The sequence below is a fragment of the Pedobacter sp. genome (assembly GCF_035317785.1).
Lineage (GTDB): Bacteria > Bacteroidota > Bacteroidia > Sphingobacteriales > Sphingobacteriaceae > Pedobacter.
Genome location: NZ_DATHGC010000109.1, coordinates 1 through 14,728, shown reverse-complemented (window position 1 = coordinate 14,728; position 14,728 = coordinate 1). Strand labels below are relative to the sequence as shown.

The following is a 14,728-nucleotide window of genomic DNA, read 5'->3' as shown; positions in this document are numbered from 1 at the left end:
GCCGGACCGCCTTCTGAAGCCGCCTGGTTAAAAACCCCTGTTTTGAATAAAGGCATAATTTCTGACCAGCCAATGATGAGGCTGTTCAATGCGAAATAACTGTCCGGGTATATTGCAGAATCGAATAAAGTCGGTTCCTCGCCCAGACGCAGGTAAGTGCCTTCATAGGAAACGAGGACATTATCTACGCGTGAAGGATTTTTCCCGTTTACCGCATCGCCTTCCCTTAATTGAAGGTAGTAAACTTTATACGTGATGTCGTTCCTGTCTACATCTATCGAATGCAAAAGGGGGCTGTCCCATAAAGATTGCTGTTCGGCAGCGTTGGTGATTTTAGAAATGACCACATCCTGATCGTCAGAAAATCCGGGATGGTCGATGTAGGAAGATATATAATGTCCGTGAAGATAATCAATAATTACAGCCGAGTCGTTTTCATATTGAGTCCCATATTCATGAAGTATCTCATAATCAAGGTCATCTGCCTTGTTGCAGGAAAATAATACTACTGCAGCAGACAGGGCAATAAAATAAAACTTAAATTTGTTCATTATAGCTGTTTTTTTAGGTGCGCAAGATACAATATTGATTTATTTTTGTAAATAATTTAACGCCGAATTTAGAAAAAATATGAGAGTCGATAAATACCTGTGGTGCGTACGATATTACAAGACGCGGAACATGGTTACCGAAGCCTGTAAAAAGAACCATATTACAGTGAACGGACAGGTTGCGAAGCCATCTAAGGAAGTGTTTGCGACGGATAAGGTTACGTTCCGCAAAGACCAGATTATACACACGATTACCGTTTTGGATGTCCCGCCCAGCCGTGTCGCGGCGAAACTCGTAGACATTTACAGAAAAGACGACACGCCGCCGGAAACCTATGCACACCTCGAGCTTTTAAAATTATCCAAAGAGCATTACCGCAAAACCGGTGAAGGGCGCCCTACGAAAAAAGACCGCCGCGACCTGGATGAATATGGAAATGAAATTCCGGACGAAGATTGGGATTCCTGATATAAATTATTACCTTGTTGCACGATAACAACGCACGAACATGACTCAGAACATCATCCTGACCCATCAGGAAATCGAACACAAGATCAGGCGCATCGCCTATCAGATCTACGAAACTTTTGTAGATGAAGAAATGATCGTGATTGCCGGAATTGCAAGTAACGGTTATTTGCTGGCGGAAAAAATCGCGGCTACGCTTTCGGAGATTTCCAATATCAAAGTGTCGTTGTGTGAAGTCAGGATCAATAAGCTCGACCCGAAAGCGCCAATCACCACTTCATTAGACCAATCGGAATATGAGAATAAAGGGCTGGTTTTGGTGGATGACGTACTCAATTCGGGGACGACATTGGTTTATGGCGTGAAGCATTTCCTTGAAGTGCCGCTCAAAAAATTCAAGACTGCCGTCCTGGTCGACCGCAACCACAAGAAGTATCCCGTCAAAGCCGATTTTAAAGGCATTTCGCTGAGTACTTCGCTGCAGGAGCACGTGCAGGTAGTTTTTGAGGCCAAAGGTGACTACGCCTGCTTAAATTAGGAAACTTTCTATCCCGGAAACGATTTCATCGGGTGTTTTCCCGTCAATACTTATCGTATGGGAAGCCTGGGTGTAGTAATAGCTCCTTTCGAAAAGGCTTATGGCGATAAATTCCTTCATCTTATCCAAATCCAATTGGGCGATCAGCGGACGGTGTTCCTTTTCGGGCAGCAGCCTTTCGTATAGCGTATCGACAGAACCTTTGAGATAAATCGAAACGACATTGCCGGCTTTAAAAAAATCGCAGTTGTTGGCATAGCATGGCGTTCCACCGCCGAGGCTCAAAACAAGATTTCCGGGCTTTTGCATGATTTGTTCCAATAACTGGTGCTCCAATTTCCTGAAATAGATTTCACCGCGCTTTTCAAATAGTTCACTGATGGAAGCATGGGACTCATTTTCAATTACATCATCGAGATCTGCATAAGGGAAACCAATATTTGAGGCTAGTAATTTCGCTACAGTCGACTTCCCGGAACCCATATAACCCAGCAAAATTATTTTCTTCATAGTAATAAAACCTTATATACTAAGGCGTTAAGAGTAAATATCAAAAAAAGGCAAATTTAAAAGAAAATTGCTTTGAAAAATAAATAATAACGCCTTATATTTGCACCCGCATTGAAGAAATGAAAATTGACTTGGTAGCTCAGTTGGTAGAGCACATCACTTTTAATGATGGGGTCCTGGGTTCGAGCCCCAGCCAGGTCACAAGAAGCCCAGTGAGAACTCGGCTTTTTTTATTTCGGCGACGTGGAGAAACTGGTAGACTTGCCAGCTTGAGGGGCTGGTGTTCGAAAGGACGTGTGGGTTCGAATCCCATCGTCGTCACAACAAAGAATTCAAATTTCCTCAAAACCCCGTAAACCTTATGGTTCACGGGGTTTTTTATTTCTCCCACATACCAAAAACTGTCATTTAAACGCAATGCCTTCGGGGTACAATTCGGGGTACTCAAATTTTGATTCATTAATGACCCCGAATCGTCTACCAACCCCAGCAAAATAAACCTGTTCAAAAAATGAACATCTTGTTTTGTTTTGATACTTAATGTAAATTATTAATATCAAAAAAGGTTCAGCCATGAATGCAAACATCACAATCTCTTCTATCTCAAAAGAGCAAAACCCAACAAAAAAGGAGAAGTTCCAATTTATCAACGAGTAACTGTAGACGGAAGCCGAATAGAAGGAAGCACCGGAAAATTTCTTCATCCTGGCTTGTGGTCAACTGAAGGCGCTAAAATGAATGGTAAGTCCGAAGTAGCTCGTTCAATAAACAGCCACCTTAATAAATTACTTAACGATGTTAATGAAGCCGAGAAAATATTGATAGCAAACCGTAAAGCTGTCAATTACATTAACATGAAAAAAATCCTGAAAGGTGAAAATGATGTTGAGCGAACAATTGTTCCAGTTTTCAAAAACCACAATGACAAAATGCTTGCATTAGTGCCGACTGGTGAATATGCGATTGGAACATGGAAAAATTTCAGGACAACTTTAAAACATCTTAAGAATTTCATGATGTCAAAATATCAGATTGAAGATATTTCTATTTATGATATCAACTACGCCTTTGTAATGGATTTTGATTTTTTTCTTAGAACCAAAAATGATAATTGCAGTAATAATACGACCATAAAATATGTCCACAACGTTCATAAGATTTTTACAATTTGCTTAGACAACGAATGGATTCAAAAAGACCCGTTTGCCAGATACCATGAAAAATTATCGATTGTCGATCGAGGCTACTTAAATCAATATGAAATTGACGCCATTTGCGCAAAACGATTTGTAGTTAGAAGGGTGGAATCCAAAAGGAATTGACTTTCCATCTTGCCCGGCATTCCTTTGCAACGACTGTAACTCTGACAAATGGTGTTCCATTAGAAAGTGTTGGAAAAATGCTTGGCCATAGAAGTATCAAATCTACACAAATTTATGCCCGGGTTCTTGATGATAAACTAAGTCACGACATGACGGTTTTGGAGCAAAAAATTGGCGACGTAAATCTAACGTTTTCCAATAATTTAGAAAAAATTGTTTCATAATCTTCCGCTCGTTAAACAGAAATCAATTTCACTTTCCAAAAAAGCTATATCAAATCAATTGCCAATTTAGCAATACCTGAATTGACATAAAAACTTTCAAAAGCCTTCCCTGCGAAGGCTTTTACCGTATACAAACTTGCCAAATTACCATATTAAATTCCCGAATTGAATACTATACTTTTAGCATAAAAAAAACAGATTATATAATTTTGGGCTACTACCACCTCAATTCATTCCCAAATAATATATCATGCACAATCAATCCAATCAGGAACGGATTCGAAACCTGTATCAGATGCTTTTTGAAATGGCAACCGGTAATTTGTCATTTAGGATTCAGAAAAGCCAACAGGATGATCAACTCGACGAACTTGCAAATATCCTCAACTCTTTGGCGCTCGCCATGCAAACCTCACTTAAGGAATGCGGTTACGTTAATCCCCATTACACATACCAAAGTCTGGTGCAATCAACTTTTGTTCTCGATAATGACTATGCTATCAAAAGCTTCAGCACAAATGTTTCTACGTTACTCAGTTATTCATTCACCCGAAGAACTGTTTGAATGCAGCTTCACGAAAACATTAGCCGACCAATCTATCGCATATTGGCAACTCGTTACAGAAGATGCGGCGACAGACGTAAACTACCACGTAACTATTCAACTCATTTTCATCACGCGGAACAAAAAGCTCGTTCCATCCTTCTGTACTATTTCACGACTGCTTTATAGTGACAAGATTATTATCAGCACGGTTACGACCATTTTGCAGGACGCGCTTTCCGATATTCCCGGAAACTTCAAAAATATCCCACCACGAATTTCTGATGCCGTTCTGATTCAGGACGTCCACGACTATATTTTGAAACACCTCGAAGAACCGCTGCCAACTGTCAAGGAGCTTTCCAAAATTTTCGGCACAAATGAATTCAGGCTAAAAGATGGATTCAGGCATTTTTTCAATACCAGCATTTACCAATTCTACATCGAAGAAAAATTGAAGCGCGCGCATTTATTGATTCAGCAAACCGACATACCTTTAAAAGCAATCGCGCTGATGTGTGGCTTTAATGACTACACCAACTTCTACAAATCTTTCAAGAAAAGATTTAATTACTCACCAAGCGACCTTCTGCGCGGTGATGGCGACGGTTCCTGATACAATTTCGATTTTTGCATACTGCTACTCCCGACTCAGCAACTGTTGCAGTGCGTATAAGCAGCCGCAAAAATGGTGAAAGCATCATGGGAATCCTGAACCTTCGCGACACATCGCAAACAATACTAAATCTTGATTTTTTTGCAAAAGCAGCCCGTTCTCACATGTTCTGTTAAATTACTGAGCCGGAACGTTATTGTCAATTATAATGACCACCTTTGACGGTTTCACTTACGAAAAAGCCGCAATAGTTTGCCTTTGATGCCCCAAAGAAAAATTTTAATTTCAGTTATTCATTTAGTGTTCGACAATGTGATTTTCGCGTGGTCAACTTTACAACAAAGACAATGGATAAAAGAAGGAAGGCGGACACATCTGCGACAGCCGCAACGCAAATTCATGAGAAAAGAGTACAAAAGGATTCTGGGCAGCTAAATACTACTTACGAGGATGTCCTTATGCAAAATGCAGCATTGTTGCTTGCTAATAAATTGCTGAAGAAATCGGAACGCGATATACGGCAACTCAATACGCAGTTGGCCCACAAAGTTATTAAGCGGACGACACAATATGCGTTTATCAGCCATATCAACCAAAGTATAGTACATACAAACAATGAAGCCACTCTTTTCCGGAAGCTGTGCAGGACAGCAGTCGAAGTGGGCAGATTTAAATTGGCGTGGATTGGTCTTTTTGACACCACCAGCAAAAAGATGAACGTTACTGCACAAAATGGCATTCCTAAAGAAGACATCGCCTTATTCACCGATGTGTATTGCCAAAACAATGAGGTTCAGCATCAGGTATTGCTTACAGGCACCTATTATCTCTGTGATAATATATCCTGCCATCCCGACTTCAAAAAGTGGCAACCTTTTGCAACAAAGAACCGTATCCGCTCTTTTATGGTTTTGCCAATAAGGCGGCTAGGCATCATTGTTGGCACGTTCAATCTTTATGCGTCGGAATTTAATTTTTTTGATAAGGAAGAAATCGCCCTGCTCATGGAAGTTTCAGGCGATATTTCATTTGCACTTGACCTTTTTGAAAAAGAAAAAAAGCAGAAAGCTACAGAAGAACTTATTATTGTAAATGAAAAAAGGTTCCGCTCGCTCGTAGAGAATGGAACAGATGCAGTGGCTATTTTGTCAGCCGAAGGCAGCGTCATTTACATTTCGCCTTCAGTAGAAGGGATATTGGGATATACCGAAGCGGAAGCTATGGAACTTGATATCTTATCCCTAATGCATCCCAGTGATGCAAGCAGTATGGCAAAGGTCTGGGAAATCGTTTTACAAAGCAGAGGCATACCTGTTCCGGGCCATACGGGAAGAATGCTGCACAAAGATGGCACCTGGAAATGGCTTGAGGCTACGATTACCAATATGCTGCATGACCCGTCAATCAATGGAATAATAGATAATTTTCGTGATGTAACGCAAGCGAAAGCATCAGAAAGGCAACGGGAATTTGACAAAGAAAATCTTTTGCACAGCCAGGAGAAACTTAAAGAAGCACAAGCATTGGCTCATATGGGAAGTTGGCAATTGGACTTTAAAACCAATTTACTGCAACTTTCGGATGAAAGCTGCAGAATATTCGGTGTCTGTAATAAGGATAACCAATTGACATTTGCCGCATGGTCTAAATTGGTTCACTCCGATGACCGTTCTTTTGTTTTGAAAACTATAAAAGCGTCTCGTGATTCATTAACGGATATCTCCTACCATCACCGCATCGTGCGCAAGGACGGCACCATAAGACATATATATTCTGAGAGTAAATTTGTTTTTGACTTCAATAACAGTGCTACAGGATTATATGGCATTATGCAGGATATCACCGAAAGGAAAATGGCAGAAGAGGAACGAGAAAAAAATACTGCCGATATCCTCAGCCGCAATAAAGACCTGGAACAATTTTCTTATATCGTTTCCCATAATCTAAGGTCGCCGGTTGCCAATATCATAGGGCTTTCTGAGGCTTTACGTGTAGAAGATCTTGACCCAAAAACCAAAGACGAGGTTATGGAAGGAATTTCGGATTCTGTGATAAAACTCGATGAAGTCATTACTGACCTTAATTATATTTTACAGACCAAGCAACATGTAAGCCATAAAGAAATTGTGCATTTTTCAAAGATTGCAGCTGATATCAAAACAAGTATAGACAAACAGGTTGAAAAAGAGAATGCATTAATTGTTTGGGATTTTGCAGAAGCTGATAAGATGCTTACTGTTAAAAGCTACCTTCACAGTATTTTTTACAACCTCATTAATAATAGTTTAAAATACCATCAGCCAGACGTGGCGCCTTTAATAGAGATTAAAAGCCGCAAGCAAAAAAATAAGATTTTGCTAATATTTAAAGATAATGGCATTGGGATTGACCTGCAACATAAGGGAGAACAGGTTTTTGGAATGTACAAGCGATTCCACCCGCAGATTTCCGACGGCAAAGGCATGGGCCTTTATATGGTAAAAACCCAGGTCGAATCGATAGGAGGAAAAATATATATTGAGAGCCAGGTAAACGAAGGCACGACATTTACCATTGAATTCACATTATGAGTATTAAAACAGCACCCAGCCAATTCATTATCATAGATGATGACCCGATCAGCAACTTATTGTGCCGGATTTCCATAAAAAGTTATTTTAAAGATTCAACCATTTTAACATTTAGCTTTCCCGAACAAGGATTTGAATATATTGCGAGTGAATATTCACAAAGTTCAAGCCTGCTGCCTATTATCCTATTTCTCGACATTAATATGCCCATCTGGAGCGGTTGGGATTTTTTGGAGCACTTTGAAAAATTAAGGAATTTAAAAGCTTCTTTCAAAATATACATCATGTCTTCTTCAATTGACGCAAATGACGTAGCGCGTGCTGACGCCAATAAAAATGTAATCGATTACATCAAAAAGCCATTCAATAGGGCCTGCCTTGTCAAAATATCGGAAGATTACCTGAAAGAAAGCCAGGATTCCGCAGTATAGCAATTTAATCAAGGTACGATACTTTTAAGAAACTCCTTTGTTATTGGTTTTTCCTGAAAGACCGCCATGTTTTTTTCGTTTTGCAGTAGCATGAGATCATTGTCATCGCAGGTAGAAGAGATCACAAATATCCTGCAATTGTTTTTCAATATATGGGATAATGTGTCATATGCTTTCATAAATTGAAATCCGGTTATTATCGGCATGTGTATATCCAAAAAAATCACCTCTGGCAGGACAGCTAAATTTTCCTGATTGTCCTGCAAATATTTTAATGCCTTTTCGGGCTCTAAATATTTCATTATATTTTTTCCGAAATTATTCTTTTCAGCAATATGCGATGTGATAAAAAGGTCAATTTCGTTGTCATCAATGACCATTACACGCTCAAAAAGATGTTTAGTTTCTTCAATCATGGCATTAAGTTTTTTAATATTATAACAAAGGAAGTACCTTTTCCTTCTTCAGAATAAACTTCTATTGAACCTTCAAGACGATTAATGATTTCTTTTACGATATAAAGACCAATGCCTGAACCGGCTATTTTCCCCGATATACGGAAAAACATTTCAAAGATTTTATCATGGTATTTAGGGACAATGCCGATACCATTGTCTGTTATCCTGAGATGCAGATTGTTCCTGTCTGATTTTCCTGTTATTGTTATATTCCTATCGGAATTATCCAGTTTATGATATTTGATGGCATTAGCAATTAGATTTTCCACTATAGTATTAAAACGGTGCATATCCGTATAAAAATCATGCTGCTGATCGATTTTTACTTCAAAATTTATTCCCCGGGCTTCCTTCATGTTGCGGAGTGCCGCTACAATTTCATCAACGGTTTCCTGCAAGGGTATCTGTTCTGCTACAATATCTGTGCGGTTATTCCGCGAGTAATTCAAAATATTACCGATAAACCTGTCAAGACGCTTGATACTGTGCCTGATCATTCCTGCATATTTAATTATATGGGGTTCATTACTTTCTTCATCAATTAATGTAACTAATCCAAGTACGGAAGTAAGTGGTGACCGCAAATCGTGAGACACGCAATAAACAAAACGATCAAGCTCTGAATTGGTCTTAGTCAATTCTTCAGCCCTCTTTTCTTTTTCCTGGTTTTGAAATATCAGTTCTTTGTTGGCAATGGCCAATTTTATTGCCTGTTTTTCTTTTGCTTTATTTTGAAGCAAATATATATACGATGCGATAAATAAAAGAATGGTAAAAACATTAATTAAAAAAAACAAAACAACTGATAAGCGATTGAACATTATCATGTCATCCCGGTTTGTTTGTTCTCGTTTTTCAAGCAATACACTTTCCTCTTGTTGTATGGCTTCTGTGATTTGTTGTATGTGGCCGGATAACTGCTGATACTTTTTCGCAGCGATCTGAACCGTGGCATTTTCCAATCCCTGTTTTCCTGTTAATCCAATCAGCCCGATTGAAAAATCCAAACGTTTGTTTACATAAAACTTAAGCGAATCCAGACGCAGCTGCTGCAAAGCATTGTGTTTTGTAAGTTGCTTGAGCTGGCCTATATAAGCAGTGATCGTTTTTTCGGCCGCATACAGGGTTTTAGCGGATACGCTATCGTGAGTTACAACAACATGCATGGCTGCAGCTTCTATATCCTTGGAAAGGAAATTTATCTTGTGTAATTGGGAAATCACCTTCGTGGAATGCTGTACTGCTTTATGAGAATCAATAAGATCCTGATTGCTATTATAAATACTATAGCCTATGCTTCCATTCCCAGCCAGAATAATGAATGCAAAGAGGGACAGTTTTTGACGAATATTAATTTTCATTACAATTTAGGGGCGTTTCGTACCGATTTTTATTTTAAGTTTTGGAGTGTTTGCTAAAGATAGCCGGTTTTGAATCTGATACATTACGTAATTGAAGTATTCCCTTATAAGATTGATTGTAGAGCTAAAAAAAGCCCGGGATATTAAACCGGGCTAATTAATAATAATGATTTTTTTAATTCACCACTTTTTTGGATACCGTTACATTATTGTCTGAAGTTATTTTTACGATCAGGACTTCGTTGGCGGCATTAAGCGGTAATCTTGTTTCTGAAGCATTGATGTTTGTTTGCTCTGCCAGCAAACGTCCCCTGATGTCATAAACCTGTACGCGTGACATCGTAGTATTTCCTGTATTGATAACCAATTCCTGGTTTTGTTTGTAAACGATGACATTATTGGAATTCCATGTAGGCTGTGTTATTGCCAACAGGGTCTGATAGACAATTTCGAAACGATTGTTAAAAGTCCCTGATTCGGTTGCAAAAGTATAGCTGTCCGCTTTTAAATCATGTGTGGTATTAGTCAGGTTGTCTTTCAGGAAGATGTCCTGGCTCGTTTCAAATAAACCGATTGTATGATCTAATGCAATAGTATAACTCCCGGCAGTAGTCGTTTTGAAACTCAAAGGCACAACATCCGCCGCATTAAACGGGACCGCGCGCCCCTGAATTGTATAATCCGCATTGTCTAAAATGGAATTGAGTGCCATATCACCATCCTGAAAATATTTCCCATCAAAAATATCCACTCCCTGTGTAGCATCTGTAATATAACCTACGGCCATTTGTGAAAATGCCCCTGCTGCATTGGTTGCGTTTAGCCAGATCGTATTCCTCTCTTCTGAATTCGCGTTCCTAAAAAATTGATTGGTATTATTTGCAATCCTTTGTGTATTTTTAAAAACCAATGCTGTTTGCGAAGGTTTTGCAGCTACAAAGAAACCCTGCCCGGTCTGGATTATTCCTGCGGGATTTACTACCTGTGCTTCCCCATTGCTTGTGAAAGTGCCTCCCGCCCAAGTGCAATAGGCATTGTTCGAAGTATTGTTGTTGGTCTCTCTCCAAAAATAAAGCGTTCCCGTAATTGCATTTGTGTTTTCTGATACAAATTCTGTCATACTGATTGGTGAAGGATATGGGTTCCCAACCAAATTATAAATCTGGCTGCCGCCATTGTTAACCATAGTTACCGGATAATTCCCATTATTAGGAACTCCTGTAAATTGACCGCTCCAAACCGTGGCTACAGCAGGATGGGTATTAGGCATCCGGATTAAATAACCCTGAGCAGTTGCAAAACTATTCGTAGATGGTGTAATCGCGCCATAGAGATTCGTTGCAGAGTTATAAGCATAAAACCGGTTCGCCAACGTAGAAGGAGAGAAGCCCTGCAAATTCTGGCTTGCTACCGGCGAAGACCATAATGTATAGTCCTGGCGAACCAAAGGAGAACTGTTTCTTTTTACAATAATATTTCCAACATTGGCAATATCCTTTGACTGGATTAAGTTGGCGTTATTTTCCAAAGTGAAACTTCCTGAACTTACAGTCAGCGCATCATTCAAATGCACATTATCCCCGGAAGAAATGGTAACTGCTGCATTGTTATCCACTGTCAGGCTACAGGCATTAATGTTTCCTGACGACGTAAAATTGCCTGAAATAATGGCAGCAGTTGTACTGTCGGGAGAACCATTGCTCCATGTTGTACCATTCCATGATGTTGATTTTACACTGATTACGGCCGGAGCCGAATAGACTTCTTCACAAGACCCGTTTTGGACTACAGCTCTGAAATAGGTAGTCGCTGATATCGGGCCGATAGCTATCCCTGAAAAGGAAGCCGCAGTGTTAGCTAGATTCTGCGGAGCACTAAACCCGATATCGGAGGCACTCTGCCAATGCAGGATGTCCCCGATATGGCCAGTTAAGGTTAAATCATTCGGTACTGATCCGGTACAAACCGTATGGTTTGTAGACAGGGTTCCACCGTTAGACGGAGCAAGCGTAACCACATTAGCGTTATCCGTTGCGGCAATACCGTTAGCGTCTTTTATCGTAAGCATATAATTTACGGTACCAATAGTTGTTGTTGGCGGTGTTGCCGTATCCTGTGTCCCTAATCCTCCTGACCATAGATAGGTATAAGGTAGATCTCCATTAGTTGGGGATCCGTTAAGAGTAACAATCTGATTCTGGCAAAATGATCCATGCTCATAAATAGCAGCGGTAAAAGCAGCGCCGTTTATGCCTGTGAAAACAGAAGCCTGTCCTGCTGTAAGTGCCGCTCCCGATACTGTTAATGTCGAACTTCCTAATGCGGCATATTTTACCCATGGATTGGTTGCCTGATTGAAGGTACCGTTTAATTGTGCGGCACTGATGCCACTTTCCACTCCGGTCAAATCCAAAGCGGTATAAGTTCCTGTTATTGTAGCCACAGCTCCGGTAATTCCGGATTGGTTTACTTTCCAATAACGACTAAGGTTATGATCGACACTGGCATTATTTGGATGAATGGCATCTGTAACGGATACGCCGATATGAGCGTTGGAAAAGGAACCCGAAGTTACTGAAACCGTTATAGGAGAATATTGATTCGTACCTGTCGCATCCCCGATAGGAAAAGTATAAGAACCGGTAGCCGTATATGTTCTGCGAAGTTCACCGGTACCGCTTGCAATAATCATCCTGGATGCTGAAAAAGTGCCCGAAACAGGATTTACACCTAAAGTGAGGTTATGCGTTCCTATACTTAAGCTGCCCGATGTTAAAGTCAAGGTACCGTTAACGGTAACGCTAGTTCCTAAATCAACATCGCCTAAAGTATTGTTAATGATAAGATTATTGAATACGGGAGTCGAAGTTCCTGAAATAAGCTGTGCTTCGGAACCGATCATAGTGATTGTTTTTCCGGTAAAATCAACAGGCTGATTAAGAATCAAATCATCCGCGATTTTTAACGATGTTGGAAAAACAGCGCCTGTACCGCTAATAACCAGATTATTGTATTCCGATAATCCTGCATTTGGGTTTATAATCGTTTGGTTTGTACCTGTATATTCTATCGTGTTTTTCAGGGAACCCGAAGACAAAGAACCGTTTAATGTAAATGTTCCTGCAATACGCATGATATTGTTCGTCAACGGCCTCAAATCAGCGCCGGTATTAACGGTAATGTTATTAAAATTGGTAACCCCCGAAATGGTAGCATCCGGACTTGTAAAAGTAACGTTACTCGTTCCCGTCCCGGGATTATAAATGCCGTTATTAATCCAGGCTCCTGCGCCTCCATTTACTATAAGCTGAGAATTGGCCGGGGCATTTAAAATGCCCCCTGCTTCAATGTCGAGTATTCCCAACAATACTGTAGCATTTAATGTAGGGTCATTAGGTGTAGTTGCAGCATCAGGAATGTATACTATCGTATTATCTGATGGCGTTGCATTAGGCGTCCAGTTAGCAGCGGTTGTCCACGAATTACTTACCGAACCATTCCATGTTAATGAAGGTGCCGCAGATTCATCAAGGGAAAGCAATACTGCACCGAATGAACTGCCGAAATACAATCCAACATTTACATTGGCCAGTTCAACCCAATTATCAACCGTATTGTAATTTGATCTTCCTTGTTCCAAAACAGTACTTGAGGGAACAATGTAGGCCCAATCTACTAATTTTGACTCTATATTTCCGTTAAGCTCAGAGTCAAGATAGTATGCCTTGACAATTGCTGATGTACCGGAGCCTCCGGTTTGGATGAAATCATAAGTGCGTTTAATAGCACCTGTCCTCCATGTCGGGGCAACACCAATAGCTATTTTCAAGCTCATCGAAGATGGCAGTGTGCCGATATTTGGAAATAATATTGAAGTATTGCTGTGACCAAAAGTGTATAATGTATTTGCTATAATAGTGTTTCTGGTTATTATTCCGGTTACATCACCAAGACCCGTATTTACTGCATTTCCTCCCATGGTTAGCGTATAACTGGCCATTGAAAGGCTGCCTACAGTTGCCGATGGATTTGCTGCGGATAAATTCAGGATGCCATTTACGGTAAAAGAGCCGGCTGCCGTAGCACCGCCTGCGCCAGAAATGGTCAGGTTCTGATAAATCCCAGTTGCAATAGTCTGGGCCGCCGCCGCATTGTATAGTATTGTACCAGCCCCACTCCAGGTTTTGCCGGAAGGTATTGGGGAAGCAGTGGTGTTTTGCGTGGCGATTGTGCCATTGTTGGCAATTGAAGCCAGGCTGCCCGTCAGCACATTGGTGCCCATGTTTAAGGTTTGCCCGGCCGCTGTGGCCAAAGCCCCATTGAATACAACCGGGTTTAATATAGTTACTGTGTTGGCGGCTGTTGTTGCAACACTAAAATTATTTAGAACGTTTGTGGTTCCCAATGTCGTCTGGTCAAAACTCAATGAAGGACTTACGGCGCCATTGATTGATAAATTACTTGAGGCACTTCCTTTTATACCTGCAACAACATTATTTACCACATTGCCGCCAAGCGAAAGCGTCTTACCGTTGATATCAAGCTTTCCGCTGTTAATAGTCAAATCAGAAGAAACAGTGGTATCGCCTGAAAGCGATGCATTTCCCTGAACCACAAAATTTTCAGCAGTTCCATTAAAAACAGCATAAGTTGTGGTAGGGTTGGCAACTAAAACAATATCATCCAATCCGAATTCATCAAAATCAACAGAGCCGGAAACCGTGGCGCCTGTCCAGCGCATATAGTAATAATTGTTATTGGCAATATTCAGCCCTGTCAGCGTCACCACCCTGTAATAGGATTTCCATCCCGGAGTGACATCTGCGACAGCAGGTGAAATCACATTGATCCCGGCTATACCGGTATATGCCGAATTATCTGCCGAGTGGCTGAAGTTAAAACTGCTCGAGGATGCTTTATCATTATATATGTATACCTTATAGCCAATGCTAACTGAAGTCACGGCAGCGCCTGTCTGATTCTGGAAACGCAATGTCACAGAACCCGGAACAAAATCTCCCGTTGCCGGCTGTATCCCCAAAGAAAAATTGTCTTCTGACGTTTCAAATGCATATACGCCTCCGTCGATAACATCTCCGCCATCTGAAGTGCCGCGGTCGAAATCCTGATCTTC

The 14,728-nt window shown here is 40.6% G+C and carries 12 protein-coding genes, 2 tRNA genes and 1 pseudogene; 10 read left to right on the top strand and 5 right to left on the bottom strand.

From position 1 onward, the window contains the following. A partial coding sequence (locus tag VK541_RS06630; RefSeq protein ID WP_324368149.1) for a hypothetical protein occupies positions 1–551 on the bottom strand: 551 nt, incomplete at its 3' end. A gap of 79 nt (positions 552–630) precedes the next feature. Between VK541_RS06630 and VK541_RS06625 the strand changes: the two genes are divergently transcribed. Then, complete coding sequence (locus VK541_RS06625; protein ID WP_324368147.1) at positions 631–1,020, top strand: RNA-binding S4 domain-containing protein; 390 nt, start codon at positions 631–633, stop codon at positions 1,018–1,020. A gap of 40 nt (positions 1,021–1,060) precedes the next feature. Beyond that, complete coding sequence (locus tag VK541_RS06620) at positions 1,061–1,558, top strand: phosphoribosyltransferase family protein (RefSeq protein WP_324368145.1); 498 nt, start codon at positions 1,061–1,063, stop codon at positions 1,556–1,558. On the opposite strand, the gene VK541_RS06615 is transcribed toward VK541_RS06620, so the two are convergent. After that, positions 1,550–2,068, bottom strand: a complete 519-nt coding sequence (locus tag VK541_RS06615; protein ID WP_324368142.1) for a shikimate kinase — start codon at positions 2,066–2,068, stop codon at positions 1,550–1,552. The genes VK541_RS06620 and VK541_RS06615 overlap by 9 nt on opposite strands. Before the next feature lie 128 nt (positions 2,069–2,196). Between VK541_RS06615 and VK541_RS06610 the strand changes: the two genes are divergently transcribed. The 8 genes and pseudogenes from VK541_RS06610 (at position 2,197) to VK541_RS06580 (ending at position 7,775) form a co-directional block, all read left to right on the top strand. Next, positions 2,197–2,269, top strand: a tRNA-Lys gene (locus VK541_RS06610). Positions 2,270–2,305: 36 nt separating this feature from the next. Then, positions 2,306–2,389 (top strand) — tRNA-Leu (locus VK541_RS06605). A gap of 287 nt (positions 2,390–2,676) precedes the next feature. Then, positions 2,677–2,889: pseudogene (locus VK541_RS06600) on the top strand (Arm DNA-binding domain-containing protein); the annotation flags it as partial. A gap of 33 nt (positions 2,890–2,922) precedes the next feature. After that, a complete protein-coding gene (locus VK541_RS06595; RefSeq protein ID WP_324368152.1) occupies positions 2,923–3,390 on the top strand; it encodes a phage integrase SAM-like domain-containing protein in 468 nt (155 codons plus the stop codon). After that, a complete protein-coding gene (locus VK541_RS25800) occupies positions 3,387–3,614 on the top strand; it encodes a tyrosine-type recombinase/integrase (protein WP_414692608.1) in 228 nt (75 codons plus the stop codon). Before VK541_RS06595 ends, VK541_RS25800 begins: the two co-directional genes overlap by 4 nt. Positions 3,615–4,108: 494 nt before the next feature. After that, a complete protein-coding gene (locus tag VK541_RS06590) occupies positions 4,109–4,774 on the top strand; it encodes an AraC family transcriptional regulator (protein WP_324368140.1) in 666 nt (221 codons plus the stop codon). Between the two features lie 347 nt (positions 4,775–5,121). Then, positions 5,122–7,344 (top strand): PAS domain S-box protein, encoded by a 2,223-nt coding sequence (locus VK541_RS06585; protein ID WP_324368138.1) that lies wholly within the window; start codon positions 5,122–5,124, stop codon positions 7,342–7,344. Then, positions 7,341–7,775 (top strand): response regulator, encoded by a 435-nt coding sequence (locus VK541_RS06580; protein ID WP_324368136.1) that lies wholly within the window; start codon positions 7,341–7,343, stop codon positions 7,773–7,775. The genes VK541_RS06585 and VK541_RS06580 overlap by 4 nt, the downstream gene beginning before the upstream one ends. An 8-nt stretch (positions 7,776–7,783) precedes the next feature. Here the strand turns inward: VK541_RS06580 and VK541_RS06575 are convergent, their stop codons facing one another. The 3 genes from VK541_RS06575 to VK541_RS06565 form a co-directional block, all read right to left on the bottom strand. Continuing rightward, positions 7,784–8,191, bottom strand: coding sequence for a response regulator (locus VK541_RS06575; protein ID WP_324368134.1), 408 nt, complete (start codon positions 8,189–8,191; stop codon positions 7,784–7,786). Then, entirely contained in the window at positions 8,188–9,594 is a 1,407-nt protein-coding gene (locus VK541_RS06570) for an ATP-binding protein (protein WP_324368132.1), read from the bottom strand. The genes VK541_RS06575 and VK541_RS06570 overlap by 4 nt, the downstream gene beginning before the upstream one ends. 175 nt (positions 9,595–9,769) lie before the next feature. Beyond that, a partial coding sequence (locus VK541_RS06565; protein ID WP_324368130.1) for a T9SS sorting signal type C domain-containing protein occupies positions 9,770–14,728 on the bottom strand: 4,959 nt, incomplete at its 5' end.